This is a genomic window from Streptomyces monomycini, from assembly GCF_022271435.1.
GTDB classification, from domain to species: Bacteria; Actinomycetota; Actinomycetes; order Streptomycetales; family Streptomycetaceae; genus Streptomyces; species Streptomyces monomycini.
The window spans coordinates 33,062-59,114 of record NZ_JAFIQY010000033.1 but is presented as its reverse complement, the minus strand read 5'-3'; the positions used below and the strand labels follow the sequence as shown (position 1 = coordinate 59,114).

At 73.4% G+C, this 26,053-nt stretch carries 26 protein-coding genes; 13 read left to right on the top strand and 13 right to left on the bottom strand.

The annotated features are described in order from the left end of the window. Positions 1–217: 217 nt before the first annotated feature. The 7 genes from JXZ78_RS29340 to JXZ78_RS29310 all read left to right on the top strand — a co-directional run bounded on the left by JXZ78_RS29340 (position 218) and on the right by JXZ78_RS29310 (position 7,352). Positions 218–1,432, top strand: coding sequence for a LacI family DNA-binding transcriptional regulator (locus JXZ78_RS29340; RefSeq protein WP_050502772.1), 1,215 nt, complete (start codon positions 218–220; stop codon positions 1,430–1,432). Between the two features lie 213 nt (positions 1,433–1,645). Further along, the gene (locus JXZ78_RS29335; protein ID WP_030022433.1) at positions 1,646–2,965 is read left to right on the top strand and encodes an ABC transporter substrate-binding protein; all 1,320 of its coding nucleotides are present in this window, start codon (positions 1,646–1,648) and stop codon (positions 2,963–2,965) included. Further along, a complete protein-coding gene (locus JXZ78_RS29330; protein WP_238783454.1) occupies positions 2,962–3,981 on the top strand; it encodes a carbohydrate ABC transporter permease in 1,020 nt (339 codons plus the stop codon). The genes JXZ78_RS29335 and JXZ78_RS29330 overlap by 4 nt, the downstream gene beginning before the upstream one ends. Next, positions 3,981–4,928: a carbohydrate ABC transporter permease gene (locus JXZ78_RS29325; protein ID WP_238783453.1), complete on the top strand. Its 948-nt coding sequence runs from the start codon at positions 3,981–3,983 to the stop codon at positions 4,926–4,928. The genes JXZ78_RS29330 and JXZ78_RS29325 overlap by 1 nt, the downstream gene beginning before the upstream one ends. Before the next feature lie 28 nt (positions 4,929–4,956). Beyond that, the gene (locus tag JXZ78_RS29320; RefSeq protein WP_030022436.1) at positions 4,957–6,006 is read left to right on the top strand and encodes a hydroxyacid dehydrogenase; all 1,050 of its coding nucleotides are present in this window, start codon (positions 4,957–4,959) and stop codon (positions 6,004–6,006) included. A 141-nt stretch (positions 6,007–6,147) separates the two neighbouring features. Beyond that, entirely contained in the window at positions 6,148–6,981 is an 834-nt protein-coding gene (locus JXZ78_RS29315; RefSeq protein ID WP_238783452.1) for a hypothetical protein, read from the top strand. Positions 6,982–6,986: 5 nt separating this feature from the next. Next, entirely contained in the window at positions 6,987–7,352 is a 366-nt protein-coding gene (locus tag JXZ78_RS29310; RefSeq protein ID WP_030022438.1) for a GntR family transcriptional regulator, read from the top strand. 77 nt (positions 7,353–7,429) lie between these two features. Here JXZ78_RS29310 and groL read toward each other — a convergent pair whose 3' ends face one another. Next, positions 7,430–9,052 carry a chaperonin GroEL gene (gene groL, locus JXZ78_RS29305; protein WP_030022439.1) on the bottom strand — a complete coding sequence of 541 codons (1,623 nt, stop codon included), beginning with the start codon at positions 9,050–9,052 and terminating at the stop codon, positions 7,430–7,432. Positions 9,053–9,155: 103 nt separating this feature from the next. Further along, a complete protein-coding gene (gene groES / locus JXZ78_RS29300; RefSeq protein WP_030022440.1) occupies positions 9,156–9,464 on the bottom strand; it encodes a co-chaperone GroES in 309 nt (102 codons plus the stop codon). 841 nt (positions 9,465–10,305) lie between these two features. On the opposite strand from groES, the gene JXZ78_RS29295 reads away from it, so the two are divergent. The 5 genes from JXZ78_RS29295 (at position 10,306) to JXZ78_RS29275 (ending at position 16,666) form a co-directional block, all read left to right on the top strand. Further along, positions 10,306–10,986 carry a response regulator transcription factor gene (locus tag JXZ78_RS29295; protein ID WP_030016947.1) on the top strand — a complete coding sequence of 227 codons (681 nt, stop codon included), beginning with the start codon at positions 10,306–10,308 and terminating at the stop codon, positions 10,984–10,986. Continuing rightward, positions 10,976–12,445 carry a sensor histidine kinase gene (locus tag JXZ78_RS29290; RefSeq protein WP_030016948.1) on the top strand — a complete coding sequence of 490 codons (1,470 nt, stop codon included), beginning with the start codon at positions 10,976–10,978 and terminating at the stop codon, positions 12,443–12,445. The genes JXZ78_RS29295 and JXZ78_RS29290 overlap by 11 nt, the downstream gene beginning before the upstream one ends. Before the next feature lie 165 nt (positions 12,446–12,610). Then, positions 12,611–13,819 (top strand): LCP family protein, encoded by a 1,209-nt coding sequence (locus tag JXZ78_RS29285; protein ID WP_030016949.1) that lies wholly within the window; start codon positions 12,611–12,613, stop codon positions 13,817–13,819. 50 nt (positions 13,820–13,869) lie between these two features. Then, positions 13,870–15,405 (top strand): FtsW/RodA/SpoVE family cell cycle protein, encoded by a 1,536-nt coding sequence (locus JXZ78_RS29280; RefSeq protein WP_078623882.1) that lies wholly within the window; start codon positions 13,870–13,872, stop codon positions 15,403–15,405. A gap of 55 nt (positions 15,406–15,460) precedes the next feature. After that, the gene (locus tag JXZ78_RS29275) at positions 15,461–16,666 is read left to right on the top strand and encodes a class I SAM-dependent methyltransferase (RefSeq protein ID WP_050501944.1); all 1,206 of its coding nucleotides are present in this window, start codon (positions 15,461–15,463) and stop codon (positions 16,664–16,666) included. 28 nt (positions 16,667–16,694) lie between these two features. On the opposite strand, the gene JXZ78_RS29270 is transcribed toward JXZ78_RS29275, so the two are convergent. The 6 genes from JXZ78_RS29270 to tsaB all read right to left on the bottom strand — a co-directional run bounded on the left by JXZ78_RS29270 (position 16,695) and on the right by tsaB (position 20,265). Then, positions 16,695–17,060, bottom strand: coding sequence for a hypothetical protein (locus tag JXZ78_RS29270; RefSeq protein WP_030016952.1), 366 nt, complete (start codon positions 17,058–17,060; stop codon positions 16,695–16,697). Between the two features lie 86 nt (positions 17,061–17,146). Next, positions 17,147–17,419: a hypothetical protein gene (locus JXZ78_RS29265; RefSeq protein ID WP_030016953.1), complete on the bottom strand. Its 273-nt coding sequence runs from the start codon at positions 17,417–17,419 to the stop codon at positions 17,147–17,149. Beyond that, positions 17,416–17,772, bottom strand: a complete 357-nt coding sequence (locus JXZ78_RS29260; RefSeq protein WP_030016954.1) for a hypothetical protein — start codon at positions 17,770–17,772, stop codon at positions 17,416–17,418. Before JXZ78_RS29260 ends, JXZ78_RS29265 begins: the two co-directional genes overlap by 4 nt. A 120-nt stretch (positions 17,773–17,892) precedes the next feature. After that, a complete protein-coding gene (gene tsaD, locus JXZ78_RS29255; RefSeq protein WP_030016955.1) occupies positions 17,893–19,026 on the bottom strand; it encodes a tRNA (adenosine(37)-N6)-threonylcarbamoyltransferase complex transferase subunit TsaD in 1,134 nt (377 codons plus the stop codon). After that, complete coding sequence (gene rimI, locus JXZ78_RS29250; protein ID WP_050501951.1) at positions 19,019–19,552, bottom strand: ribosomal protein S18-alanine N-acetyltransferase; 534 nt, start codon at positions 19,550–19,552, stop codon at positions 19,019–19,021. The genes tsaD and rimI overlap by 8 nt, the downstream gene beginning before the upstream one ends. Before the next feature lie 53 nt (positions 19,553–19,605). Then, entirely contained in the window at positions 19,606–20,265 is a 660-nt protein-coding gene (gene tsaB, locus JXZ78_RS29245) for a tRNA (adenosine(37)-N6)-threonylcarbamoyltransferase complex dimerization subunit type 1 TsaB (RefSeq protein ID WP_030016957.1), read from the bottom strand. Positions 20,266–20,351: 86 nt separating this feature from the next. Here tsaB and JXZ78_RS29240 point away from each other — a divergent pair, with 86 nt between their 5' ends. Beyond that, positions 20,352–20,918, top strand: coding sequence for a hypothetical protein (locus tag JXZ78_RS29240; RefSeq protein WP_030016958.1), 567 nt, complete (start codon positions 20,352–20,354; stop codon positions 20,916–20,918). Positions 20,919–20,961: 43 nt separating this feature from the next. On the opposite strand, the gene JXZ78_RS29235 is transcribed toward JXZ78_RS29240, so the two are convergent. From JXZ78_RS29235 to JXZ78_RS29215, 5 genes are all read right to left on the bottom strand, one after another. Then, positions 20,962–21,186, bottom strand: coding sequence for a hypothetical protein (locus tag JXZ78_RS29235; RefSeq protein ID WP_030016959.1), 225 nt, complete (start codon positions 21,184–21,186; stop codon positions 20,962–20,964). Between the two features lie 141 nt (positions 21,187–21,327). After that, positions 21,328–21,864 (bottom strand): tRNA (adenosine(37)-N6)-threonylcarbamoyltransferase complex ATPase subunit type 1 TsaE, encoded by a 537-nt coding sequence (gene tsaE, locus JXZ78_RS29230; RefSeq protein WP_030016960.1) that lies wholly within the window; start codon positions 21,862–21,864, stop codon positions 21,328–21,330. A gap of 92 nt (positions 21,865–21,956) precedes the next feature. Further along, positions 21,957–23,228, bottom strand: coding sequence for an alpha/beta fold hydrolase (locus JXZ78_RS29225; RefSeq protein WP_030016961.1), 1,272 nt, complete (start codon positions 23,226–23,228; stop codon positions 21,957–21,959). Continuing rightward, positions 23,225–24,385: an alanine racemase gene (alr, locus tag JXZ78_RS29220; protein ID WP_030016962.1), complete on the bottom strand. Its 1,161-nt coding sequence runs from the start codon at positions 24,383–24,385 to the stop codon at positions 23,225–23,227. Before alr ends, JXZ78_RS29225 begins: the two co-directional genes overlap by 4 nt. A gap of 97 nt (positions 24,386–24,482) precedes the next feature. Next, positions 24,483–25,910 (bottom strand): NAD(P)H-hydrate dehydratase, encoded by a 1,428-nt coding sequence (locus tag JXZ78_RS29215; RefSeq protein WP_030016963.1) that lies wholly within the window; start codon positions 25,908–25,910, stop codon positions 24,483–24,485. Between the last annotated feature and the right edge of the window lie 143 nt (positions 25,911–26,053).

Here is a 26,053-nt window from a genome sequence, read left to right as displayed (position 1 = left end):
ACTGGGCGGCTCGATCACGCTGGACTAGGGTGCGTCTTCACCTTTTCACCCTGGAGACGGACCGGAGCCGGGGCCGGGGCCTGGACCGGGACCGGAGCCGGGGCCTGGACCGGGACCGGAGCCGGGACCGGAGCCGGGATCGGGGCCGGGATCGGGACCGCCCGCCGTCCCGGCCGTCACCGGTCCGGGTCCACCACACCGCGAGGGGGCTGCCGCCGTGCGCGAGCGTGCTGTGCAACGTCATGACCGCCTGCTGTCCTTGGTACGGCAACGCGGCTCGGCCCGCGTCACCGACCTGGCCGACCAGCTCGGCGTCTCGCCCGTCACCGTACGGCGCGACGTCGAGACGCTGACCGGCAAGGGCCTGCTCGACCGGGTGCACGGCGCGGTGTCCTGGCCCCGGCGGCACGACCGCGCCGCCGACGGCCACGCGCCCGCCGCCGAGGGGCCGGTGCTGGGCCTGCTGGCGCCCTCGGCCACGTACTACTTCGCCGACGTGATCCGCGGCGCCCACGAGGCCGCGGCGCGGGCCGGGGCCCGGCTGGTCCTGCGGATATCCGGCTACCGGCCCGAGGAGGACCCGGTGCGCGCCGAGGGGCTGCTGTCCGCCGGGGCCGAAGGGCTGCTCGTCGCGCCGGGCTGGCGCGGGCCGGGCGACCCGGCCGAGTACGGCGGCTGGGTCGCCGGACTCCCCGTGCCCGTCGTGCTGTTGGAGCGCAGCGTGCCGCCGGACAGCCCGCTGGCGGGGCTGGACCGGGTGTGCTCGGACCACGGCCACGGGGTGCTGCTCGCGCTGCGCCACCTGATCGCCCGTGGACACCCCGCGCCGCTGCTGGTGGCCCGCGCCGACAGCCCGACGGCGCTCGCCGTGCGCGAGGGGTACGACGCGGCGCTGCGCGCCCTCGGCGTGCCGCGGCCGCGGCCGGCGATCGGGTCGGTGCCCGCCGATCTGGACCCGGCGGGCTTCGAGCGGGCCGTACGGGAGCTACGGGCGGCGGTGGCCTCGGGGGAGGCGACGGCGGCGCTGGTGCACAACGACGTGGACGCGATCCAGATCGTGCAGCGGCTCGCGGAACTGGGCGTACGGGTGCCGCGCGACTTGGCCCTGGTCGCGTACGACGACGAGGTGGCGGCGCTGGCGGACACGCCGCTGACGGCCGTGGCGCCGCCCAAGCGGGAGGTGGGGCGGCAGGCCGCCGGCCTGCTGATGCACCGGCTGCGCGAGCGGGGCGTCGGGGGCGGGGACGGGGCGGCAGGCGGCGGGGAGCCGGGCGGGGAAGGTCCCGGAGGTCTCGGAGAGCCGGGGCCGCGGCGCCACCTCACCCTGCTGCCGACCCTACGGGTCCGCGCTTCGTGCGGGGCGGGAAGCGGTACGGGCGCGGGAAGCGGTACGGGGTCAGGCGAGGGCGGCGACGGCTCCCGCCCCGCCTGACCGCCACCGGTCCACCCGCTCCACCCGCTCCACCCCGCCTGACCGCCACCCGCCGTCCGGCCACCCCCGGACGCCACACCCGCCTCCCCCATCCTGTTCTTTTTTCGATCAATCAATCTTTCGCTCTTGACTTCGCTCAAGGCCGGCCCAAGGATCGCGGATCGCGGCCATCACCTTCGCGCCGCGCCCTCCCTCATGCTCAGGAGCCGTGCCATGAGCCCAAGTTGGAGCAGAACGACGCTCGCGCTGGCCGGCGGCCTCACCGCCCTGGCCCTGTTGACGGCCTGCGGCGGCGGTGGCGCCGCCGGGAGCGAAGGCACCGTCACCCTCACGTACTGGGGCTGGACCAAGGGCACGCGACAGGCCGTGGACGCGTTCAACGCCACCCACCGCGACACGAAGGTACGGTTCGAGGAGATCCCCTCGGGCACCGCGGGCGGGTACGCCAAGATCTCCAACGCGGTCAAGGCGGGCAACGCGCCCGACCTGGTCAGCGTCGAGTACCCGACGCTCCCCGAGTTCGTCAGCCAGGGCGCCGTCAAGGACATCACCCCGTACGTGACGCCGGAACTGAAGCGGAAGCTGCTGCCGCAGGCCGTCCGGCTCACCACCCTCGGCGGCCGGAACTGGGCCGTCCCCTTCGACGCCGCGCCGCAGGTCTTCTACTACCGCAAGGACTTCTTCACCCGGCACAGGATCGAGGTGCCGCGGACCTGGGACGCCTTCCGCTCCGCTGCCGCCGCCGTGAAGAAGGCCGACCCGAGGGCGCGCATCGGCACCTTCTTCCCCGACGACCCGACCACCTTCGAGGCGATGGTCTGGCAGGCCGGCGCCCACTGGTTCGCCACCCAGGGCGACTCCTGGAAGCTGGACACCACCGACCCGGCGACCAGGAAGGTCACCGACTACTGGCAGGGCCTTCTCAAGGACGGCCTGGTGCACACCCACGTCTCCTTCAGCCCCGGGTGGACCAACTCGCTCAAGAGCGGCGCCACCGTCGGCTACCTCGGCGCCTCCTGGGGCGCGGGCGTCCTGAAGGGCACCCTGCCCGACCAGAGCGGCAAGTGGGCCGCGGCGCCCGTGCCGAGCTGGGACGGCCGGCCCGCCAGCGGCATGCTCGGCGGCTCCACGACCGCCGTGACCAAGAGCAGCCGCCACACCGAGGCCGCGGTGCGGTTCGCGACCTGGATGTCCACCTCCGCCGACGCGGTCCGGGCCCGGGTCGCCTCCGGCGAGTCCAGTGCCTACCCGGCCGCCGCGGCGCTGCGCCCGGTCGCCCGGCGGGCGTTCGACACCCGCTACTACGGCGGCCAGGACGTCTACGCCCTCTTCGACGCCGCGGCCGCCTCGGTCGACGGGAAGTGGGGCTGGGGCCCGGCCACCGGCACCACCAACACCACGCTCAAGGACGAGTTCGGCAAGGTCGCGGGCGCGGGCGGCGGCACGGGCTCGCTCGCCGCCGCCGTACGCGCCGGCAGCGACGCGACGGTACGTGAACTGAGGAAGCGCGGCCTGAAGGTCATGGGCCGGTGAACGCCAAGGCGCGGGCCGTCACCGTCCTGCTCACCCCCTTTTTCGCCCTGTTCGCCGTGGTCATGGTCCTCCCGGTCGGGTACGCGGTCTGGCTCAGCCTCTTCACCGAGCAGCAGTCCGGCCTCGGCTTCGGCGGTACGCACACGGTCTTCAGCGGACTCGGCAACTACGCGGCGGCGCTCGGCGACCACGCCTTCCGCGACGGCTTCCTCGTCCTGCTCGGCTACTGCGCCCTCTACCTCCCCCTCCTGCTGGCCGGTGCGCTGACACTGGCCCTGCTCCTGGACTCCGCCCTCGCCCGCGCCCGGCGCGTCTTCCAGCTCGCCCTCTTCCTGCCGCACGCCGTGCCCGGCATCATCGCCGCCCTGATCTGGGTCTACCTCTACACGCCCCAGCTCAGCCCGGTCGTGGCCGCGCTGGAGTCCGGCGGCGCCGGCGTCGACTTCCTGTCCCCCGCCGGGGCGCTGCCCTCGGTCGTCAACATCGCCCTGTGGGAGTGGCTCGGCTACAACATGGTCATCTTCTACGCCGCCCTCCAGGCCGTGGACCGCTCGGTGATCGAGGCCGCGACGGTGGACGGCGCGGGCGCCTGGCGCGTCGCGACCGGTATCAAGATCCCCCTCATCCGCTCCTCCCTCGTCATGGTGGCCCTCTTCACCGTCATCGGCTCGCTCCAGCTCTTCACCGAGCCGCTGATCCTCAACCAGGGGTCCGGCTCCGCCGTCACCTCCTCCTGGACGCCGAACATGTACGCCTACACCGCCGCCTTCGCCCGCAACGACTACGGCCTCGCGGCCGCCTCCTCCGTCCTGCTCGCCCTCGTCGCCGCGCTGCTGTCCTTCGCCGTCACCCGTCTCTCCGGCCGGTCCGCCAGGCCCGGCCGGTCACCCCGGCCCGGCCGCCGCCTGCCGGCCGCTCCCCGTACCCCGCTCACCCACCCGGTCCCGTCCCGTACGCCCCTCGCTCACCCAGACGCGTCCCCTGCCCCGCTCGCCCACCCGAAGGGCAGGCCCTGATGGCGCCCCCACCCCGCACCGCCGTCACCGGCCCGGGCCCGACGGCCCTTGCCTCCGCGCCCGTACGCCCGTCCCGCACCCCGTCCGTACGCGCCGCCGACCGCCGTCCGCGCGGCCGCTGGCTGTCCCCCGCCGCCGTCAATGCGGCCCTCGGCCTCGCCGTCCTCTACACGCTCCTCCCCCTCGTCTGGCTGGTCACCGCCGCCACCAAGGACGCGGGCGGCCTGCTGGCCGGGGACGCCCTGTCCTTCGAGGGCTTCGACCTGTCCGGCAACCTCTCCCGCCTCGCCTCGGAGGGCGGCGGCATCTACTTCCGGTGGTACGCCAACAGCCTGCTCTACGCGGGCGTCGGCGCCGCGCTCTGCGCCCTGATCTGCGTGGCCGCCGGTTACGCCTTCGACAAGTACCGGTTCCCGGGCAAGGAGAAGCTGTTCGGCGTCGTCCTGCTCGGCGTGCTGGTCCCCACCACGGCGCTGGCCCTCCCCCTCTATCTGCTGGCCAGCCGGACCGGCCTGGTCAACACCTACTGGTCGGTGCTGGTGCCCGTACTCGTCAACCCGTTCGGCGTATACCTGGCGCGGGTCTTCAGCGCCGGCTACATCCCGGACGAGGCGCTGGAAGCGGCCCGTATCGACGGCGCGGGCGAGCTGCGCGTCTTCTGGTCCATCGGCCTGCGTATGGTCGCGCCGGGCCTGGTGACCGTCTTCCTCTTCCAGTTCACCGCGATCTGGAACAACTTCTTCCTCCCCCTCGTGATGCTCTCCGACCAGCGGCTCTTCCCCGTGAGCCTCGGCCTGTACGCCTGGAACGGCAACGCGCACGGCGAGCCGTCCTTCTACCCCCTCGTCGTCACCGGCTCCCTCCTCGCCGTCGTCCCCCTGATCATCGCCTTCGTGACCCTCCAGCGGCACTGGAAGGCCGGACTCGCCGCCGGAAGCGTCAGATGACGCCCCGAACCAGGAGCACGCTTCCACCATGCACCACACCACTGACAATCGGCCTGACCAGGCACGATCCCTCCCCGCGCTGCTGCTCGCGATGGAACCCGGCCTCGCCGGGCGCCTGTTCGCCGACCGGCACCGCGTCCGTCTGACAGCCCTCGCCCGCACCGACCCCGGCCTGGTGGCCCACGACTTGGCCGACCCGCCCCCGGCCGTGGCCGCCGCACTGGCCGACGCCGAGGTCCTCCTGACGTCGTGGGGAGCGACCCCGCTGACCGCCGCCGTCCTCGACCGGGCCCCGCGCCTGCGCGCCGTCGTCCACGCCGGCGGGTCGGTCAAACCCCATGTCACCGCGGCCTGTTGGGACCGCGACATCACCGTCGCCTCGGCGGCCGCCGCCAACGCGCAGCCCGTCGCCGAGTACACGCTCGCCGCGATCCTCTTCGCCAACAAGCGCGTCCTGCACTCCGCACACCGCTACCGCGCGCTGCGCGCCCCCCACGACTGGCTCCGGGAACTGGACGGCGCCGGCAACCACCGCCGCACCGTGGGCGTGATCGGCGCCTCCCGCATCGGCCGCCGCGTCATCGAACTCCTGCGCCCCTTCGACCTGACGGTCCTCCTCCACGACCCGTACGTGGACGAGACCGAAGCCGACCGTCTCGGCGTCGCCCTCGCCCCCTTGGACGACCTCTGCGCCGCCTCCGACGTGATCACCGTCCACGCGCCGCAACTGCCCGCGACCCACCACCTGCTCGACGCCCGGCGGCTGGCCCTTCTGCCCGACGGCGCCACCCTGATCAACACCGCCCGCGGCACCCTCGTCGACGGAACGGCCCTGCTCCCCGAGCTGGTCTCCGGCCGTATCAACGCCGTACTCGACGTCACGGACCCCGAGCTCCCGCACCCCGACTCCCCCCTCTACGACCTGCCCAACGTCCTGCTCACCCCGCACGTCGCCGGTTCCCTCGGCGGCGAACTGCACCGCATGGCCGACCAGGCCCTGGACGAACTGGAGCGGTACACGCAGGGATCGCCGTTCATGGATCCCGTACGTCCGGAAGGGCTCGGGCGGTCGGCCTGAGGCCGGAGCCAAGGCCGGCACTGAAGGCCACCCACCGTCCCCAGCGCCGTCAAGTAGCGCCCGCGGGCGGCCACTTCACCATTGACTTGTCGCAAGCCTTGTCGCACCGTGTTGAGACAAGGGTTGAGGCAAGGAGGCGTCATGCCGAAAGGAACGACTCCGCACCACGACCGGTCGGTACGGCCGGTCGACCTCGAACGGGCCGGCGCGTGGCTGGCCCACCACGGCCTGCCCGACGACCGGCCGACACCGTTGCTGGCCACACGCCTGGCGGCCCGGCGAGGCGCCCGCCTCGCCGCTGATGTCCTGCTGGCCGCGTTCATCATCGCGGTCTCCCTCATCTACACCGTCCACCGCCCCGACGGCGACGCGGTGGACGGGCCCGGGCCTCTCCGGCACTGGTCGCTGCTGATCCCGACGGCGGTGGTGGCCGGGCTGGTGCTGGCCCAGTCGCTGCTGGACCGGCGGGTGCGGCAGGCCGACCGGCGGGCCGCGGCGACGCTGCCGCGACGGGCGGCCCACCCGGTCCGGCTCGGCTGGCGCACCGTGCTCGGCGGGCCGCGTGCCGCCTTCGCGGTGGTGACGTTCGCGGGCGCGACGGCGCTGGCGATCCATGCCCTGACCGTGCAGGACTCCACCGCGCGGTACGCGGCGGCCCTCCTGCTCATCGGGCTGGGCGGGCTCGCGGCCGGCATGCTCGTCCAGTTGCGCCATGTGCTGGAGCGCCCGGTCGTGGCCGACGACGCAAGCTCGCTGACCGCCGACGTCACCCTGCGGGTCGAGGACGCCCGCCACGTCGCCACCCCCTCCGTGGTGTGGTGCCTGCCGACCGTGTCGGTGCTCGCCACCGGGCTCGGCTGGTGGACCGTCGCCTGGATCGCCTTCGTCGCCCTGAGCGTCATCGCGCTCGCCCTGATCACAGCGCGGACCGCACCGAGCTCCACGGTGGCACAGCACGTCATGAGCGCCCGGTGAGACCGATGATCGTCATCGACCCGGCCTCCCCCGTCCCGCCGTTCGAGCAGCTCCGGGCCCAGCTCGCCCGGCAGATCCAGGACCGCACACTGGCCGTGGGCACCCGGCTGCCGGCCATCCGACGCCTGGCCGCGGACCTCGGCCTGGCCGCCAACACCGTCGGCCGGTCCTACCGGGAACTGGAGGAGGCGGGGCTGATCGAGACCCGCGGAGCGGCCGGATCGTTCGTGTCAGCGGCCGGCGAGAAGGGACGCGAACGGGCTCGCCGCGCCGCCGCCGAGTTCGCCGCCGTCGTCGCCCGCGCCAGCATCGACACCGACGAGGCGGTCCGTATCGTCCGGGCGGCGCTCGCCGACGGCTCCGCGGGGTGACGGCGGGGAGCCCCGTCAACGGGACGAGGCCCGGTCCCCTCGAAAGGGGGCCGGGCCTCGAACGGCTGTGAGCTGCCTCAGTGGGCGTGGCCGTGGCCGTGACCGGCCTCGGGCTCCTCCTCGGCCGGCTTCTCGACGACCAGGGTCTCGGTCGTGAGCAGCAGCGAGGCGATCGACGCGGCGTTCTCCAGCGCCGAGCGGGTGACCTTGACCGGGTCGATGACGCCGGCCTTCACCAGGTCGCCGTACTCGCCGGTCGCGGCGTTGAAGCCCTGGTTCTTGTCCAGCTCCGCCACCTTCGAGGTGATGACGTAGCCCTCCAGGCCGGCGTTCTCGGCGATCCAGCGCAGCGGCTCGACGGCGGCGCGGCGGACCACGGCGACACCGGTGGCCTCGTCGCCCTCCTTGCCGAGGGAGCCTTCCAGCACCTTGGCGGCGTGCACCAGGGCGGAGCCACCACCGGAGACGATGCCCTCCTCGACCGCGGCGCGGGTCGCGGAGATGGCGTCCTCCAGACGGTGCTTCTTCTCCTTGAGCTCGACCTCGGTGGCCGCACCCACACGGATCACGCAGACGCCGCCGGCCAGCTTCGCCAGGCGCTCCTGGAGCTTCTCGCGGTCCCAGTCCGAGTCGGTGGACTCGATCTCGCCCTTGATCTGGTTGACGCGGCCCTCGACGTCGGCGGAGTTGCCGCCGCCGTCCACGATGGTCGTGTCGTCCTTGGTGACGGTCACGCGGCGGGCGGTGCCCAGCACGTCCAGACCGGCCTGGTCGAGCTTGAGGCCGACCTCCTCGGCGATGACGGTCGCGCCGGTCAGCGCGGCCATGTCACCGAGCATCGCCTTGCGGCGGTCGCCGAAGCCGGGCGCCTTGACGGCGACGGCGTTGAACGTGCCGCGGATCTTGTTGACGACCAGGGTCGACAGGGCCTCGCCCTCGACGTCCTCGGCGATGATCAGCAGCGGCTTGGAGGAGCCGGCCTGGATGACCTTCTCCAGCAGCGGCAGCAGGTCCTGGATCGAGCCGATCTTGCCCTGGTGGATCAGGATGTACGGGTCCTCCAGGACCGCTTCCATCCGCTCCTGGTCGGTGACCATGTAGGGCGAGAGGTAACCCTTGTCGAAGGCCATGCCCTCGGTGAAGTCCAGCTCCAGACCGAAGGTGTTGGACTCCTCGACGGTGATCACACCGTCCTTGCCGACCTTGTCCATCGCCTCGGCGATCAGCTCGCCGACCTGCTTGTCCTGGGCGGACAGACCGGCGACGGCGGCGATGTCGGACTTCTCGTCGATCGGGCGGGCGGTCGCGAGGAGGTCCTCGGACACGGCCTTGACCGCGGCGTCGATGCCCTTCTTCAGGGCGGCCGGGGAAGCGCCCGCGGCGACGTTGCGCAGACCCTCACGGACCAGCGCCTGCGCCAGCACGGTGGCGGTGGTGGTGCCGTCACCAGCGATGTCGTTGGTCTTGGTCGCCACCTCCTTCACCAGCTGCGCGCCGAGGTTCTCGTACGGGTCGTCGACCTCGACCTCACGGGCGATGGTCACACCGTCGTTGGTGATGGTCGGGGCGCCGAACTTCTTGTCGATGACGACGTTGCGGCCCTTGGGGCCGATCGTCACCTTCACGGTGTCGGCAAGCTTGTTGACGCCGCGCTCAAGGGCGCGACGGGCGTCCTCGTCGAACTTCAGGATCTTCGCCATGAGTTACGTGTCCTTAGTCGTTCTCTGCAACGAACTGCGCCCCGGGAAACCGGTTGTTTAGACGCGGGAACCAGGGGCGCAGATCAAGGCAATCTTCGGTGAATTACTTCTCGATGATCGCGAGCACGTCGCGCGCCGAGAGGACGAGGTACTCGTCGCCGTTGTACTTCACCTCGGTGCCGCCGTACTTGCTGTAGAGAACGACGTCACCCACCTGGACGTCGAGCGGCAGGCGCTCGCCGTTCTCGAAGCGGCCCGGACCCACGGCGAGGACGGCGCCCTCCTGGGGCTTCTCCTTCGCGGTGTCGGGAATGACCAGGCCCGAAGCCGTGGTCTGCTCGGCGTCGAGCGGCTGGACCACGATGCGGTCCTCGAGCGGCTTGATGGCAACCTTGGAGCTGGCGGTCGTCACGATCCGACCTCCCCCTTCGGAGATCTCACGGGGTTAACTGTCTGAGGTGGCGACCAGGTCGATCCGTCGTCGCGGGTGCCGGACCTGCCCGTCGCTGTGTTTGGCACTCCCCGGTGGAGAGTGCCAGAGCCGAGACTATGACGCGGTTAGCACTCGGTCAAGCGGAGTGCCAATGCGCCTTCGGCGCGTCTTTCGGGGGGGGTGCTGGCACGGGGGCACCTTGCCCAGGTGGGGGGCTTGGCAATCCTGGGTTTGTGGTGCGCTTCGCGCGGGGGTGGTGGGTTGACGTTTGGCTCGCATGGGTTCGTTGTGGGGCGGGGGCGCGCAGGGGGCCAACTCCTCGGCACCGTGTACGTCGCCCAGGGTGTGTTGGTGAACCGGGGGCTCCCGGCTGCCTGCGGGGATGGCCCCCTACGCGCCCCCTCCGGCCGGATTGGCGAGGCTAGGTCGGTGGGGGGAAGAAAAAGAACGATCACCCTGGTGCCCGCCCACCTGGTGGAGAGCCGCACGGGGTGGATGGCGGTAGGGCGGCTGGGCTGGCCTGGCCGTATGCCAGGGGCTCGCGTCTGTCTTGGCTTGTGAAATCCCCAGCCCGATCGTTCGGATAGTCGCCGGACGGCCAGGGCTCGGGGGTACGCAGGGGTCTCCCCGCAGGCAGTCCGCACGCTGGCCAACGCCTGGGATTCACTGAAGCTAAAGGATGCTGTGGGAGCACCCCCGGCCGGAGGCTGGGGGAGAGTGACCCCGGAGTGCCCCCGAGCCCCCACCCACCGGACCTTTTGCGCAGGACGCGCGCCCCCACACGCCCCCGGGAATAGGGCCGAACCATGACAATGGGTTCATGCACATACTGGTCGTGGAGGACGAAGAGGGGCTTGCCGACTCCTTGCGGCGGGGGCTGGCTGCTGAGGGGCACTGGGTGGATGTGGCCCGGGACGGGCATCGGGGGCTGGAGTTGGCGCTGGCCGGGGCGTATGACGCGATCGTGCTGGATGTGATGCTGCCGGGGCCCAGCGGGTACGAGATCTGTGGGCGGCTGCGGCGTCGGGACGACTGGACGCCGGTGCTGATGCTGACCGCCAAGGACGGCGAGTACGACGTGGCCGAAGGGCTGGACGCGGGCGCCGATGACTATCTGACCAAGCCGTTTTCGTTTGTCGTGCTGCTGGCCCGGCTGCGGGCGCTCACCCGGCGTGGGCGTGCTGCCGAGCGGCCGCGCACCTTGCAGAGCGGTGATCTCACACTGGACGCCGATGCCCGGCGCTGTCGTCGTGGCGATACCGAGATCGAGCTGACCGCCCGCGAGCTGGGTGTGCTGCGCTGTCTCATGGCGGGCGAGGGGCAGGCGGTCGCCAAGCGGGACATTCTCGACGAGGTGTGGGACTCGCCGGCCGACGTGGACCCGAACATCGTCGAGGTGTACGTCTCGTCGCTGCGCAAGAAGGTGGACGTGCCGTTCGGCCGCCATTCCATCCGTACGGTGCACGGCACGGGGTACCGGATGGCGCCCGATGACGGCTGAGAACCGCCGTCGGGCCCGGTTCCGGGCCGGGCCCGCTTCCATGCGCGGCCGCACCGCCGCGGCCGCGGCGCTCGCGATGGGCCTCGTACTGGCCGTCGGGGGTGGCTGGCTGTACGTGTTGTTGCGGGCGAATCTTCTGGACAACACCACCAGTCGTACGGAAGTGGCCGCCCGTAAGGTCGCCGCGCAGGCGGACACGGGTGCCCTGCCGGAGGTGCTGCCTTCGCCCGCCGAGGGCGTCGACCTGGTGCTGGTTCTGGACGCGGCGGGGCAGGTCGTCGCGACCAGTCTCCGTACCGCCGACCCGCTGGCCGCCGAGTTGCGGGGCTTGCGGCCGTCGCCGGGCCAGGATTCCGCCGACCGCGTGCTGACCGGCTCGCCCGCCGCGGCGGCGGGCGGTACGCGCGCGGACGTGGTGGTGGTCCGGGCGTCGCCGCCCGGCGGCAGCGGGCAGGAGCGGTACGTGTACGCCGTGACCGTGCTCTCGGACGTGGACGACGCGACCCACGCCATCGGCGTGGCCCTGCTGGCCAGCGCCCCGCCGCTGATCGCGCTGGCCGCCGCCATCGCGTGGGCGGTGACGGGCCTGGCGCTGCGCCCGGTGACCGCCATCAGGACCGAGCTGGCCGCCGTCAGCGAGAGCGAGCTGGACCGGCGGGTGCCGGACCCGGCGGGCGGTGACGAGATCGCGCTGATGGCCCGTACGGTCAACGCCACCCTGGACCGGCTGGAGCAGGCCGTCACCCGGCAGCGCCAGTTCGTCGCGGACGCGTCGCACGAGCTGCGCAATCCGATCGCGGCGGTGCGGTCCCGGCTGGAGGTGGCGCTCGCGGGCGGGGCCGGCGGCGACGGTGAGCATCAGAAGTCCGTACGCGCGGCGCTCCGGGACACCGAGCGTCTACAGCGGATCGCCGCCGACCTGCTGCTTCTCGCGCGGCTCGACGCGCATGCCTCGCGGGGCGCGGAGCCGGTGGATCTGGCGCTGCTGGCGGCGGAGGAGGCCGCGCGCCGTCCGGTGGGCGGCGGGCCGCGGCTGGTCGTCGAGGCGGGTGAGCCCGTTCCCGTGCGGGGTGATCCGGCGCAGCTGGAGCGCCTGCTGACCAATCTGGTCGACAACGCGCTGCGGTATGCGGCGTCCGAGGTGCGGGTCGTGGCGTGGAGGGAGGGGGGTGGGCACGAGGGTGCCGCCGGTCGGGCCGTGCTGGAAGTGGTGGATGACGGGCCCGGTGTTCCGGAGGCGGACCGGGGCAAGGTCTTCGAGCGGTTCGCCCGGCTCGACGCGGCGCGTGACCGGGAGACCGGCGGTACGGGGCTGGGGCTGGCCATCGCCCGGGGGGTCGCCCGCGCGCACGGCGGGGATCTGACCGTGCGGGCGCGGGAGGACGGGCGCGCCGGTGCCCGCTTTGTGCTCGTGTTGCCCGTACCGCCTGGTGGGCAGGGGCGGTCCGGGAGCTCCTGACGGGGGCGGCCGGGCTGAGGGGCTGCTCCTGAGCGGCTCTTCAGGACTTTCAGACTTTCTTCAGTGGCGGGCCGCCAGCCTGGTCGGATGAAGCACCGTCGTAGGCCCACCGCTCCGGACACCGTCCGCCCGCGAGGGCGCCGGCACCGGTCCCGGCGTCGTGTCGTGTTGCGCAGGCTGGCCCTGTGCGTCGCCGTGCTCCTGCTGGGTACGGCGGGCGCCGGCTGGTACTTCTACCAGGATCTCGCCGCGCGGATCGGCTCGTCGCGGGCGCTCGGCGACGGGGCGCCCAGATCGTCCGGCGGGGCGGTCAACATCCTGCTGATGGGGCTGGACAGCCGTAAGGACCAGAACGGGAACGACCTGCCGAAGGACGTGCTGGCGAAGCTGCACGCGGGCGCCTCGTCCGACATCGGCGGTTACAACACCAACACGCTGATGCTGCTGCATGTGCCTGCCGGCGGGGGGCGGGCCACTGCGTTCTCGATTCCCCGCGACGATCTCGTGGACATCCCGGGGCACGGCAAGGACAAGATCAAGAAGGCGTACGGGCTGGCCAAGGCCGCGACGGAGGAGCGGCTGGCGCGGCAGGGCGTCACCGATCACGACCGGCTGGAGCACGAGGGCCGGGAGGCCGGGCGGCGGGCCCAGATCGCGACGGTGCGTGCCTTCCTCGGCGTGCCGGTCGACCACTTCGCCGAGGTGAACCTGGTGGGGTTCCTGCACATCGCGGACGCGCTCGACGGCGTACCGGTGTGCCTGAAGCACGCGGTGCGGGACCGGTACTCGGGTGCCGACTTCCCGGCCGGGCGGCAGACGCTCGACGGGCCGCAGTCGCTGGCCTTTGTACGGCAGCGGCACGGGCTGCCCGCGGGCGACCTGGACCGTACGCGCCGCCAGCAGGCGTTCCTCGCCTCCGCCACGCACAAGCTGAACTCGGCCGGCACCTTCACCGACCCGCTGCGGCTGCTGAAGCTGACGGATGTCGCGAAGCAGGACCTGGTGATCGACGAGGGCTGGGACCTGCTGTCGTTCCTCCAGCAGGCGAAGAACCTTTCGGGAGGGAATGTACGATTCACCACGCTGCCCGTGGAGGGCTTCGCCACGCATCACGGTGAGGACGTGAACCGGGTGGATCCGGACAAGATACGGCGGCTCGTCGCCCGCGAAACCAGGCCGGAGGCCGACCGTTCCGCCGCTCCCACCAGCGGCGACGCGCCCGATGGCGGGTCTGTCGCACCCCGGTCGGCTGTGGGAACCCTGCAACCGTCACCCTCGTCTTCCTCCTCGACGGTGGAGTCCGGCCCCGGAGCGGAAGGTTCCGGGCAGACGGCTCCCATGATGGACGGCGGAGGCATCCCGTGCGTGGACTGACGAGCTCGCTCCGGCCCCTCGGGGGGCCGGAGAGCGACGCCGAGCGCACCATGACGTTCGCCGCTCTCGCCCAGGCCCCGAACCGGCGGCGTACGGAGATGTGGCTGCTCGCCTTCGCCGTACTGATCACGGTCTTCGGCTACACGTACACCGGTCTGTCGATGAACGGCCGGGTGCCCGCCGGGCTGCCCGGCTTCGCCGCCGCCGCCTTCTTCATGGCGCTCGTCCCGCACCTGGTCGTGCGCCGCTTCGCGCCGCGCGCCGACCCGCTGATCCTGCCGCTCGCCACCCTGCTGTCCGGCATCGGCCTGGTGCTGCTGAACCGCCTCGACATCACGTACGCGGCCAAACCCAGCCTGCACATGACCCCGGCAGCGGACGGGCAGCTGGTGTGGACGGTCATCGGGGTGGCGGTCTGTACGGCCGCGCTGATGCTGCTGCGCGACCACCGCTTCCTCCAGCGGTACATCTACCTGACGATGGCCGTCGCGCTGGTGCTGCTGATGGCCCCGGCGTTCTTCCCCGGTGACACGTTCGGCGCCAAGCGGTGGATCTTCGTGGGGCCGCTGTCGTTGCAGCCCGGCGAGTTCGTGAAGATCATGATCGCGGTGTTCTTCGCGGGCTACCTGACGCTCAACCGCGACGCGCTCGCCCTCTCCGGACGCCGCGTCATGGGCGTCCAGCTGCCGCCGGGCCGCCAGCTCGGACCGATCTTCACCATCTGGGTCATCAGCCTCCTGGTACTGGTCTTCGAACGCGACCTCGGCACCTCGCTGATCTTCTTCGGCCTCTTCGTGATCACCCTCTACATGGCCACCGAGCGCACCAGCTGGGTGCTGTGCGGCCTGGCCATGGCGGTGATCGGCGCCGCCGTCGTCGGCTCGACCGAACCACACGTCAAGGGGCGGGTGATGGCCTGGCTGCACCCCATGGACATCTTCCTGCCCGAGAAGGAGCGGCCGCCGGGCCTGATATCCGAGCAGGCCGCGCAGGCCCTGTTCAGCTTCGGCAGCGGCGGCATCAGCGGTACGGGCCTGGGCCAGGGACACCCCGAACTGATCGGCTTCGCGGGCAACAGCGACTTCATCCTCACCACCGTCGGCGAGGAACTGGGCCTCGCCGGCGTGATGGCCGTCCTGCTCCTGTACGTCCTGCTCGCCCAGCGCGGCCTGCGCGTCGGCCTCCTCGCCCGCGACCCCTTCGGCAAGCTGCTGGCGGTCGGCCTGGCCAGCTCGCTGCTGCTCCAGGTCTTCGTCGTCGCGGGCGGCGTCACCGGGCTGATACCCCTGACCGGCAAGGCACTGCCCTTCCTGGCCAAGGGCGGGTCCTCGCTCGTCGCGAACTGGGTCATGGTCGCGCTGCTCATCCGCATCAGCGACAGCGCGCAGCGCCGCCGTGAGCCGGTGGGAGAGCCGACCGGACGGCGCGGGCGGCGTGGACGGCGCGCCGCGGGCGCCGCGGTGGACCTGGACGCCACCCAGGCCACTCCCCGCGTGAACCCGGCCGCCCTGCCCGCCCCGGTCCTGCCCCGGGACGGCGGCCGCACCCCCGGCCACGGCCGCCGCGCCCGCCGCTCACGCGGCTGACAGCGCCCCGTCACCACCGGCCCCCTCCGCTCCCCGCCGCGCGCGCTGGCCCACAATGGACCGGGTGAACCAGGCGAACGACCTCGACTCCTTCTCCGCGCTGCACACGCCCGAAGGCCAGGCCCTGCTGGCCGAACTGCGCGACCACGACCCGGCCGACGAACTGGCGACCGCGACCCGGCTGCGGCGCGCCCACCCGGCACCGCTGGTCTCCGCCGCGCTGGGACAGGCGCGGCTGCGCCAGCGCGCCGCGGCCAAGTTCGGGGCGGACGCCGCGCGCATGTACTTCACGCCCAACGGCGTCGAACAGTCCACGCGCAGCACGGTCGCCGCCCACCGCGCCACCCGCCTCGCCGCCCTCGGCGTCCGCACGCTCGCCGACCTGTGCTCCGGCATCGGCGGCGACGCCATCGCCCTGGCCCGCGCCGGCATCCACGTGCTGGCCGTCGACCGCGACCCGCTGACCTGCGCGGCGGCCCGCGCCAACGCGGAGGCGCTGGGGCTGGCCGACCGGATCGAGGTGCGCTGCGCGGACGTCACCGAGGTGGACACCTCGGCGTACGACGCGGTGTTCGTCGACCCGGCACGGCGCGGCGGCCGGGGCGGGCGCGGTGGGCGGATCTTCGATCCGGAGGCGTACTCGCCGCCGCTGTCCTGGGCCGTCCAGGCCGCCCGTACGGCGCCGCACGCCGCCCTGAAGATCGCGCCGGGCATCCCGCACGAGGTCGTCCCCGACGAGGCGGAGGCGGAGTGGATCTCCGACGGCGGCGACGTGAAGGAGGCCGTCCTGTGGTTCGGCACCGCGCCCGGCACGCGCCGCGCCACACTCCTGCCCGCCGGTGACTTCCTGCTGGGCACCGGCCTGCCGGACCCCGAGCCGGGCCCGGTCGGCCGCTGGCTGTACGAGCCGGACGGCGCCGTCATCCGCGCGCACCTCGTCGTGGAGGTCGCCCAGCAGGTGGACGGCCGCCTGATCGACCCGACCATCGCCTACGTCACGGCCGACGAGCACCGCCCGACCCCGTACGCCACCGCGTACGAGATCACCGACACGCTGCCGTTCAACGTCAAGAAGCTCCGGGCGCTGCTGCGCGAACGCGGTGTCGGCGTCGCCGTCATCAAGAAACGCGGCTCGGCCGTCGAACCCGAGGAACTGCGCAAGAAGCTGAAGCTGTCGGGGCCGAACTCCTGCGTGGTGTTCCTGACGCGGGTGGCCGGGGCGCCCACGATGCTGCTGGGGCGCGCGGCACCGGCCTGCTGAGGCCGCCTATGCCCGGTCCTGAGGCCGCCTACGCCCGGTCCGTCAGCTCCTCCGCGAACACCTGCGACAGGGGCTGCGGGCCGACGTACTGCTGACAGGTGCACTGCCCCGGCTCGTACGCGACCGGCTTCTTCTCCGCGTCCCAGGCCGTCGGCACCTGGACCGCCTCATGGCACCTGCCCTGCTTGTCATGCTTGGCGAGATGGTGCGTACACCCGCACACCGCCTCTGGCGGCCGCTGCGCCGCCTCCAGCTCCAGCCGCTCGCGCCGCGTGCCTTCCAGCCGCTCCATCTTCCGCGCGTGCCGCGTACTCATCGCCTTCCGCCCGACATCCGCGACCTTCGCGAAACCCCCCGCCATGAAGAACGCGAACACCCACCAGATCCAGTTCACAGCCTGCCGCCTCCCCGTAACCACATATGCGAGCTATAACCAGGGTATGACCTGGCGTCAGGGGGCGAGTGGGGCAGGGCGTTCTCTCAGAGGCTCGCGAACGGCGGAATGACGCGTGTGACGGCCACCAGCTTGCTTCGGGGAAGCGGCAGGAAGAAGAAATAGCCGCCTGCCGCATCCATCCGGCGCAATCCACCTGGGCGAGGACCGTAGCCCATGTCGGTGATGTCTACACCCACTTCGGCCAGTTCGACGAGCTGGCCGACCAGATGCTCGACCTCAGCCACCACCTCGGCCGGAAGGCCGCCCGTCACATGCCGGGTGTCGGGGTCGTACTCCCCCTTCCACGGCTCCTTCAAGACGTTTCCTGCGCTACGGCGGCGTGGGCGGCGTCCAGGATGCGGCCCAGTTCGGCCACCGCGCTCCGGGCCTCTTCCACGTCGTCGGTGGCCACGGCCAGGTCTTCCAGTTCCCGGAACCTGGCGGCGACCCCGGGGTGACGCTGGATGTGCACGTAAACGGCCCACTGCATCGTGAAGCGGCGCAATGGCAACAGGTCGGAGCCCTGTCGCGCCTGGTCGGCGGCGTGCGACAGTTCGCGGGTGAAGGCCGGCAGGGCCGCAGGCGCGATCTGCGCCACGGCCTCACGCAACAGCGTGATCGAGGCTTGTGGCTGTGGGATGAGGGGGCTCTCGGAAGCGCTGGCGGTCATCGGTTCTCCCCTGGGCGGGATGCTGGGCCGTGGGCCCAGAGTAGCCAGCGGGAACCGGGACGCTTCATGCGAACGAGTGGCGCGGCAGGTGCCGTGAGGCGTGTCGCGGCGGCTCTCCCCCTACGAGTACAAGTTGTCCTTGCTCAGCTCGTGGAAGTGGTCGTGGTCATGACCGTGGCCCCCGTGGCCGTGGGCCCCGTGATCGTGGTCCGGGGCCGGTACGTGGGGCTCCGTCACCGGCAGGGAGGAGTCGGCCGGGAGGTCCCAGGCGGAGGCGGGGCGGTTGCGGGCGACCATTTCGGCGCCGAGGGCGGCGACCATGGCGCCGTTGTCGGTGCAGAGTTTGGGGCGGGGGACGCGCAGGGTGATGCCCGCCTTCTCGCAGCGGTGCTGGGCCAGCGCGCGGAGGCGGGAGTTGGCGGCGACGCCGCCGCCGATCATCAGGTGGTCGACGCCGTTGTCCTTGCAGGCGCGTACGGCCTTGCGGGTCAGGACGTCGACGACCGCTTCCTGGAAGGACGCCGCGACGTCCGCGACCGGGACCTCCTCGCCCGCGGCGCGCTTCGCCTCGATCCAGCGGGCGACGGCCGTCTTGAGGCCGGAGAAGGAGAAGTCGTAGACGGGGTCGCGGGAGCCGGTCAGGCCGCGCGGGAAGCGGATCGCCTCCGGGTCGCCCTCGCGCGCGTAGCGGTCGATGACCGGACCGCCCGGGAAGCCCAGGTGCAGGACGCGGGCGACCTTGTCGAACGCCTCGCCCGCCGCGTCGTCGATGGTCGAGCCGAGGGGGCGTACGTCGGAGGTGATGTCGGGGGCCAGCAGGAGCGAGGAGTGGCCGCCGGAGACCAGCAGGGCCATCGTCGGTTCGGGCAGGGCGCCGTGTTCCAACTGGTCGACGCAGATGTGCGAGGCGAGGTGGTTGACGCCGTAGAGCGGCTTGCCGAGGGCGTAGGCGTACGCCTTGGCCGCCGAGACACCGACGAGCAGGGCGCCCGCCAGGCCGGGGCCGGCGGTGACCGCGATGCCGTCGAGGTCGGACGCCGCCACCCCGGCCTCCTTCAGGGCACGCTGGATGGTGGGGACCATCGCCTCCAGATGCGCGCGCGAGGCCACCTCCGGGACGACGCCGCCGAAGCGCGCGTGCTCGTCGACGCTGGAGGCGACGGCGTCCGCGAGGAGCGTGTGGCCGCGCACGATGCCGACGCCGGTTTCGTCGCAGGAGGTCTCGATGCCGAGGACGAGCGGTTCGTCAGCCATGGGTCCGGTTTCCTTGCGCGGGGGGTGGGGAGGAGGGGGCGTCGTCGGCCGGCCCGGGGGCGGAATCGGCCGGGGATTCGGAGGGGGACTCGGTGGTACGGCGCATGACGAGGGCGTCCACGTTGCCGGGCTGGTAGTAGCCGCGCCGGAAGCCGATCGGCTCGAAGCCGAACCGCTCGTACAGGCGCTGTGCCCGGGTGTTGTCGACGCGCACTTCGAGCAGCACCTCGGCGCATTCGAAGGCGGTGGCGGCGGACAGCAGCTCGGTCAGCAGCCGGGCGCCGAGGCCGGAGCCCCACTGGTCGCGGGCGGTGGCGATGGTCTGGATGTCGCCGGTGCCGTCGACGGCGGCCAGGCCGCCGTAGCCGACCAGGCGGCCGTCCCGTTCGGCGACGAGGTAGCGGCGGTTGGCGGCCGGGCCGCGCGCGTGCGCCAGCTCGGACCAGAACATGCCCGCCGACCAGGCGTCCTCGGGGAACAGCTCGCGCTCCAGGTCCAGCACCGGCGCGATGTCCCACCAGCGCATCTCGCGGAGTACGGCGCCGTCGCGCGCGCCGTCTCCGGCCGCCGTCCGCGCGGTCACTTGGGGGTGACCACCTTGTAGTTGGCGGGCACCTGCGCGTCCGGGCGGCGCAGGTACAGCGGCTGCGGCGGCAGCAGTTCCGCGCCGCGCGCGAGCTTCTCGGCGGCCAGCCCGGCGAGCGCGCCCGCGGACTGGTGCTCCGGGCCGCCGTCCCGTACGCCGGTGAACGTGCCGGCGTACAGCAGCGCGCCCGCGCCCACCGACGGCAGCGCGCCGGCCTCGTCGGCGATGTCCGCGGGGCGGTCCACGGCGGGCTCGGTGAGCCGCGTGCGGGCGTCGGCGTAGCGCGCCCAGTAGACCTCCTTGCGGCGGGCGTCGGTCGCCACCAGGAACGGCTCGTCGAGCCCGGCGGCGTACGCGATGCCGTCCAGCGTGCACAGGCCGTGCACCGGCACGTCGAGCGCGGCCCCGAACGTCGCGGCCGTGACGAGACCGACCCGCAGGCCCGTGTACGGGCCGGGGCCGACGCCGACGACGATGTCGGTCACCGCGCCGAGTTTCACGCCGGCCTCGGCGAGGACCCGGTCGACGGCGGGCAGCAGCAGTTCGCCGTGCCGGCGGGCGTCCACCTGGCGCTCCTCGGCGAGGACGCGGGAGCCGTCGTGGACGGCGACGGTGACGGCGGGGGTTGCGGTGTCCAGAGCAAGCAGCAGCACGCCTCCAAGACTACGGCGCGGCCGCGGGTGCCTTGCCGGGTGCTACCGTCACCCGTAGTCACGCGCGTACGAAAGGTGGCACGGCGGTGTCCGCAAAGAGCAGCTCGATCGTCACCGCTCTGACCACGGTTGCGCTCGCCGCCGTCGGTTTCCTGGCCTACCAGGCGTCCGCCTCGGCCCCCGACCACATCACTCCGGGCAAGCAGCCGTCGTCGACCGCGAGCCCGGCTCCCGGCAAGGGCAAGGGCGGCGCGGACCAGCAGAAGACCGAGGTGCCGGTGCCGGCCGACTCGGGCGAGGGCGAGCGGGTCGTCTACGCGCTGGGCGCGCGGCGGGTGTGGCTGGTCACGGCGGACGGCAAGGTGAAGCGGACGTACGAGGTCACGCCGAGCTCCGTCAGCCCGGCCCCGGGCACGTACAAGGTCAGCGGCCGGACCCTGAAGCTCACCGGCTCCGACGGGGTGCCGGTCGAGCACGTGGTGCGTTTCGCCATGGCCGACGGTGTGGTGGTCGGCTTCAGCGCGGCGGTCGACGGCTCCATGCCGGACCCGAACGCGACGAAGAAGACCGGCGGCATCCGCGAGGCGCGTGCGGACGGCACGGCGATGTGGGACTTCGCGCTGAACAAGACGAAGATCGTCGTCGTGAAGTGAGCCGGGGCGGGGCGTAAGCCGACGCGCGGGGCGCGCGCCCCCGCTATGCCGCGTCGCGCGCGTCGCCCTCGATGTCCTCGGAGTTCTCGGTGCCCTCGGCGCTCTCGGTGCCCTCGGCGTCTTCCGCTCCCTCGGCCCGGGACGGCGGCCGCGGGGGCGTGGACACCGCGCTGGCCGCGGCGCACGCCGCCAGCAGCTGGTTCATGGTCGGCGTCGGTTCGGCCGCGCCGTTGCGGACCGCTGCGGTGACGGGCTGGTGGGCCGACATGGATGCCTCCCGTGGCTCCTGGGCAAGCGGGCGTAGTTAGGCAGACCTAACCGGCTCTCTCTTCACCCATGTGACCACGTTCGGCGCCGCGCGCGCAACATCTTCCCGACGGCTTGTCGGAAACTACGGTACGGGCGCCGCCTACACCCCGGCCAGCACCGTCAGGTCCACGTCCGCCCAGCGCGCCCCGACACCGCGCACCGTGACCTCGCGCACGTCGTCCTCGTCCGGCGCCTCCCCGTCGGCGGACGCGGCGGGCGCGTCCGCGCCGACGGCGCGCTCGATGACCACGTGCAGCCGGTCCTCGGACAGCTCCTCGACCTTGCCGTCGCCCCACTCCACGACCACCACCGACTCGGGCAGCGACACGTCGAGGTCCAGGTCCTCCATCTCGTCCAGGCCGCCGCCGAGCCGGTACGCGTCCACGTGCACCAGGGCCGGTCCGCCGGCCAGCGGCGGGTGCACCCGGGCGATCACGAAGGTCGGCGAGGTGACCGCGCCGCGCACGCCGAGGCCCTCGCCCAGCCCGCGGGTCAGCGTCGTCTTGCCCGCGCCCAGCTCCCCGGTCAGCAGCACCAGGTCCCCCGGGCGCAGCAGCCCGGCCAGGGCGCGGCCCAACTCCTGCATCCGCTGGGGCGAGTTGACGGTTACGTGCTCGATCGTCTCGGTGGCGCTCATGCGCCGATGGTACGGCGCGCACAACCGGCATTTCGAACCCGTCCGCGGCGGACGGACGCCGCCGGGCCCGTCCGGACCCGACGGCCGCGCCGCTACGCCCGCGCCGACCGGGCAGCCGCCGCCGTCGCCGCCGCCCGCTCGATCAGCGTCTCCAGATGGCCGCTGACCACCTCGGGGCGCTCCAGCATCACCAGATGGCCCGCCCCCGCCTCGCACACCGACTCAGCGCCCGGCAGCAGCCCGGCGATGGCGTCGCTGTGGTCGGACGGCGTGATCAGGTCCCGGTCGCCGGCCAGCACCAGCGCCGGTACGGGGTCGAACGCGACCAGCGCCTCGGTCTTGTCGTGCACGGCGAAGGCCGGGAAGAACTCGGCGACGACGTCGATCGGGGTCGCCTCGATCATCCGCTCGGCGAACCGCGCCACCCCCGGGTCCACCTCTTTCGGCGTACCGAAGGAGTAGCGCTTGACCAGCCCGGCGAAGAGGTCGGCGGTCGCCCGGCGGCCCTTCTCGACCAGCTCGCTCTGCGCGCCGAGCGCCTTGAGCACGCCCGGCGCGAAACGGTGGAACGCCTTGACGCCCAGCGACGGCAGGCCGAAGGCGACCTCGCTGAGCCGGCCCGCCGAGGTGCCGATCAGGGCCACGCCGACCACCCGCTCCGCGACGTACTCCGGGTACTGGTCGGCCAGCGCCATCACCGTCATACCGCCCATGGAGTGCCCGACCAGCACGATCGGCCCCTCGGGCACGGCGGCGTCCAGCACCGCCTTCAGGTCCCGGCCCAGCAGCTCGATGGTGACCGGTTCGGTGCCGTCGCGCTGGGCCCGGCCGCGCTCCGAGCGGCCGTGGCTGCGCTGGTCCCAGTGGACGCTGCGCACCGCGCCGCGCAGGGCCGCGCGCTGGAAGTGCCAGGAGTCCTGGTTCAGGCAGTAGCCGTGGCTGAAGACGACCGTGGGCGCTCCGGAGCGGCGCCCCAGCAGCCCCAGCAGCCGCTTGCGGCGCGCGCCGCCGGCACCGCCGCCCTTGCCGCTCCGGCTGCCCTTGCCGTCCTTGCCGTCGTCCGGCTCGTCGATCTCGTAGTGCAGCTCCGTGCCGTCCTCGGCGACCGCCGTGCCCGGTGTGCCGCGCAGCGTGCCGTACGGGCCCGCCGCGTCCAGCGCGAGCCGCGCCTTGCGCCGTACGCCCCGGCCGACCGTCAGCCGCTCGACGGCGACGCCCGCCGCGGCGCCCGCGGCGACCACGCCGAGCGCGACGCCCGCGAGGCTCGCGCGCCGTCCCGCCCGGGTCCAGTTGCCGGCCGTCGTGGCCGCTTCGGCCGCCGCGTCGATCGCGGCGTCGGCGGCCGCCCCCGTCCTGTCGCTCATGTCCCGCTCCCCGTGTCCGCGCGTTCGTCGACATAGACGCGTGGCACCCGGGTACCGATCCGCGTAACGATCTCGTACCCGATCGTGCCCGTCGCACGCGCCCAGTCCTCGACGCCCGGCTCCCCCCGGTCCCCCGGGCCGAACAGCACGGCCACGTCGCCCACCTGGGCCGGGTCCCCGCCGAGGTCCACCACGAACTGGTCCATCGCGACGGTGCCGGCGACCGTCCGCCATTTGCCCGCGACCAGCACCGGTCCGCTGTTCGACGCATGGCGGGGGATGCCGTCGGCGTAGCCGAGCGGGACCAGGGCGAGGGTGGTCTCCCCGGCCGTCGTGTAGCGGTGCCCGTACGAGACGCCGTGGCCGCCGGGTACGTGCTTGACCGACGCCAGGGACGCCTCCAGCGTCATCGCGGGCCGCAGCCCGAAGTCCTCCGGCGCGCCCATCTCGGGGCTGGGCGAGACACCGTAGATGCCGATACCGGCACGTACCAGGTCGAAGTGCGCGTGCGGGAGGCTGAGCAGCGCCGGGGTGTTGGCGTGGTGGCGCACCTCCGGGTCCAGGCCCGCCCGGCGGGCCACCGCGTCCGCGTCGGCGAAGACCGCGAGCTGCGCGTCGATGGAGGGGTGACCGGGCTCGTCGGCGCAGGCGAAGTGCGACCAGACGCCGGTGACCCGTATCGCGCCCTCGGCCTCGGCGGCACGGGCGGCGGCGACCAGTTCGGGCCAGTCGACGGGCTGGCAGCCGCTGCGCCCCAGCCCCGTGTCGACCTTCAGCTGGACGCGGGCGGTACGGCCGCACGCGCGCGCCGCCGCGGTCACCTCGGCCAGCGCCCACATGCCGCTGACCGACACGTCGATGTCCTGCTCGACGGCCTGCCGCCAGGGCCCGCCGGGCGTCCACAGCCAGCACATCAGCCGGCCGGTGTCGCCCGCGGCGCGCAGCGCGAACGCCTCCTCGGGGAGCGCGGTGCCCAGCCACGTCGCCCCGGCCTCCCGGGCCGCGCGGGCGCACCGGAGCGCGCCGTGGCCGTACGCGTCCGACTTCACCACGGCCATCAGCTCGGCCCGGGGCGCCCGGGCCCGCAGCGCCCGCACGTTGGAGCGCACCGCGTCGAGGTCCACGGCCGCACGGGCCCGCATGGCTGCATGGTTCATCCACCCAGTGTCGCAGAACGGGGTGTTGGGGCCGGGAGAGACGGGTGCGCGGGAGTGCGCACGGGCGCCCGCGGTACAGGCTCGCGCCCCGGCGCCCTCAGTGGCGGCCGACGTCCCGCCACGCCGCGCCCAGCGCCCCGGCCACGTCCGTCGCCAGGATCGGCGCGCCGTCCGGGGTGGCCGCCAGCCGGGCGGCCAGACCGTGCAGGTACGCGCCGACGGCGGCCGCGTCGTGCGCGGGCAGGCCGGTGGCCAGCAGGGACCCGGTCAGTCCGGACAGCACGTCGCCGCTGCCCGCGGTGGCGAGCCAGCCCGTGCCGGTGGGGTTGGCGCGCACCGGGCCGCCCGCCGCGCCGGCGACGAGGGTCGTGGAGCCCTTCAGGAGGGCCGTGGCGCCGTACCGCTCGGCCAGTTCCCGTACGGAGCGCAGGCGGGACGCCTCCACGTCCGCCCGGCCGGTGCCGAGCAGGGCAGCGGCCTCCCCGGCGTGCGGGGTGAGCAGGGTCGGCGCGCCGCGGCCCCGTACCCGCGCCGGGTCCAGGAAGCGCAGCCCGTCGGCGTCCACCAGGACGGGGACGTCCGAGTCGAGGACGTCCGCCATGGCGTCCCCCTCGTCGCCGATGCCGGGCCCGATGACCCAGGACTGCACGCGGCCCGCCTTCGAGGGCGGCCCGGCGTGCACCAGGGTCTCCGGGAACTGCGCGAGCACGGCGTCGGCCGCCGGGCCCACGTACCGTACGGCCCCGGCGCCGCCCCGCAGCGCCCCGGAGACCGCCAGGACGGCCGCGCCCGGGTAGCGCGCCGAGCCCGCGACGACACCCACCACGCCACGCCGGTACTTGTCGCTCTCCACCGTGGGACGCGGCAGCAGCTCCGCCACGTCCGCGTACTGAAGCGCCTCGGCCGTCGCGTCCCCGGGCAGCTCCAGGCCGATGTCCACCAGCCGCAGCGCGCCCGCGTACTCGCGCGCCGGGTCGATCAGCAGCCCCGGCTTGTACGCGCCGAACGTCACCGTCGCGTCGGCCCGTACGGCGTCGCCCGCCACCTCCCCGGTGTCCGCGTCCACTCCGCTCGGCAGGTCGACGGAGACGACCAGGGACCGCCGCGCCGCGTCGGCCAGCCGGGCCGCCTCCGGCCGCAGCCCGCCCTTACCGCCGATACCGACGATCCCGTCCACGACGAGGTCGGCCCGCGCGAGATCGGCCAGGGCGTCGCCGGACACCCGGCCGCCCGCCGCGCGCAGCGCCGCCAGGCCGCCCGCGTGGGCCCGGTCGGGGGACAGCAGGACGGCACGTACGCCCGCGCCGCGCCGGGCCAGCCGGGCGCCCGCGTACAGGGCGTCGCCGCCGTTGTCACCGCTGCCCACGAGCAGCACGACCCGCGATCCGTACACCCGCCCCAGCAGCTCCGCGCAGGCCACCGCGAGACCGGCGGCGGCCCGCTGCATCAGGGCCCCTTCGGGCAGCCGCGCCATCAGGTCCCGCTCGGCCGCCCGTACGACATCCACGCTGTACGCAGTCCTCATGCCCCCAGTCTCACCCCGGACGGCGCGGGCATTCCTCCCGGCTCGCCCGGCCGACGGCGGCGCGTACGGACACGGGAGCGGCGCCGCGCGACGGATACGCGCACGGCCCGGCCGACGACCGTCCGTCCGTCCGGATAGGGGCC

Bases quoted from the DNA above. Each gene is read 5' to 3' on its own strand.
- JXZ78_RS29325 (WP_238783453.1), top strand. From the start codon at position 3,981: ATGGCGCCCCCACCCCGCACCGCCGTCACCGGCCCGGGCCCGACGGCC.
- JXZ78_RS29295 (WP_030016947.1), top strand. From the start codon at position 10,306: ATGCACATACTGGTCGTGGAGGACGAAGAGGGGCTTGCCGACTCCTTG.
- JXZ78_RS29315 (WP_238783452.1), top strand. From the start codon at position 6,148: ATGCCGAAAGGAACGACTCCGCACCACGACCGGTCGGTACGGCCGGTC.
- groL (WP_030022439.1), bottom strand. From the start codon at position 9,052: ATGGCGAAGATCCTGAAGTTCGACGAGGACGCCCGTCGCGCCCTTGAG.
- JXZ78_RS29235 (WP_030016959.1), bottom strand. From the start codon at position 21,186: ATGTCGGCCCACCAGCCCGTCACCGCAGCGGTCCGCAACGGCGCGGCC.
- JXZ78_RS29215 (WP_030016963.1), bottom strand. From the start codon at position 25,910: ATGAGGACTGCGTACAGCGTGGATGTCGTACGGGCGGCCGAGCGGGAC.
- JXZ78_RS29320 (WP_030022436.1), top strand. From the start codon at position 4,957: ATGCACCACACCACTGACAATCGGCCTGACCAGGCACGATCCCTCCCC.
- rimI (WP_050501951.1), bottom strand. From the start codon at position 19,552: ATGCGCTGGTGGGACATCGCGCCGGTGCTGGACCTGGAGCGCGAGCTG.
- JXZ78_RS29290 (WP_030016948.1), top strand. From the start codon at position 10,976: ATGACGGCTGAGAACCGCCGTCGGGCCCGGTTCCGGGCCGGGCCCGCT.
- JXZ78_RS29275 (WP_050501944.1), top strand. From the start codon at position 15,461: ATGGACCGGGTGAACCAGGCGAACGACCTCGACTCCTTCTCCGCGCTG.
- JXZ78_RS29280 (WP_078623882.1), top strand. From the start codon at position 13,870: ATGACGTTCGCCGCTCTCGCCCAGGCCCCGAACCGGCGGCGTACGGAG.
- JXZ78_RS29335 (WP_030022433.1), top strand. From the start codon at position 1,646: ATGAGCCCAAGTTGGAGCAGAACGACGCTCGCGCTGGCCGGCGGCCTC.
- JXZ78_RS29310 (WP_030022438.1), top strand. From the start codon at position 6,987: ATGATCGTCATCGACCCGGCCTCCCCCGTCCCGCCGTTCGAGCAGCTC.
- JXZ78_RS29260 (WP_030016954.1), bottom strand. From the start codon at position 17,772: ATGACCGCCAGCGCTTCCGAGAGCCCCCTCATCCCACAGCCACAAGCC.
- tsaE (WP_030016960.1), bottom strand. From the start codon at position 21,864: ATGAGCGCCACCGAGACGATCGAGCACGTAACCGTCAACTCGCCCCAG.
- JXZ78_RS29225 (WP_030016961.1), bottom strand. From the start codon at position 23,228: ATGAGCGACAGGACGGGGGCGGCCGCCGACGCCGCGATCGACGCGGCG.
- alr (WP_030016962.1), bottom strand. From the start codon at position 24,385: ATGAACCATGCAGCCATGCGGGCCCGTGCGGCCGTGGACCTCGACGCG.
- tsaD (WP_030016955.1), bottom strand. From the start codon at position 19,026: ATGGCTGACGAACCGCTCGTCCTCGGCATCGAGACCTCCTGCGACGAA.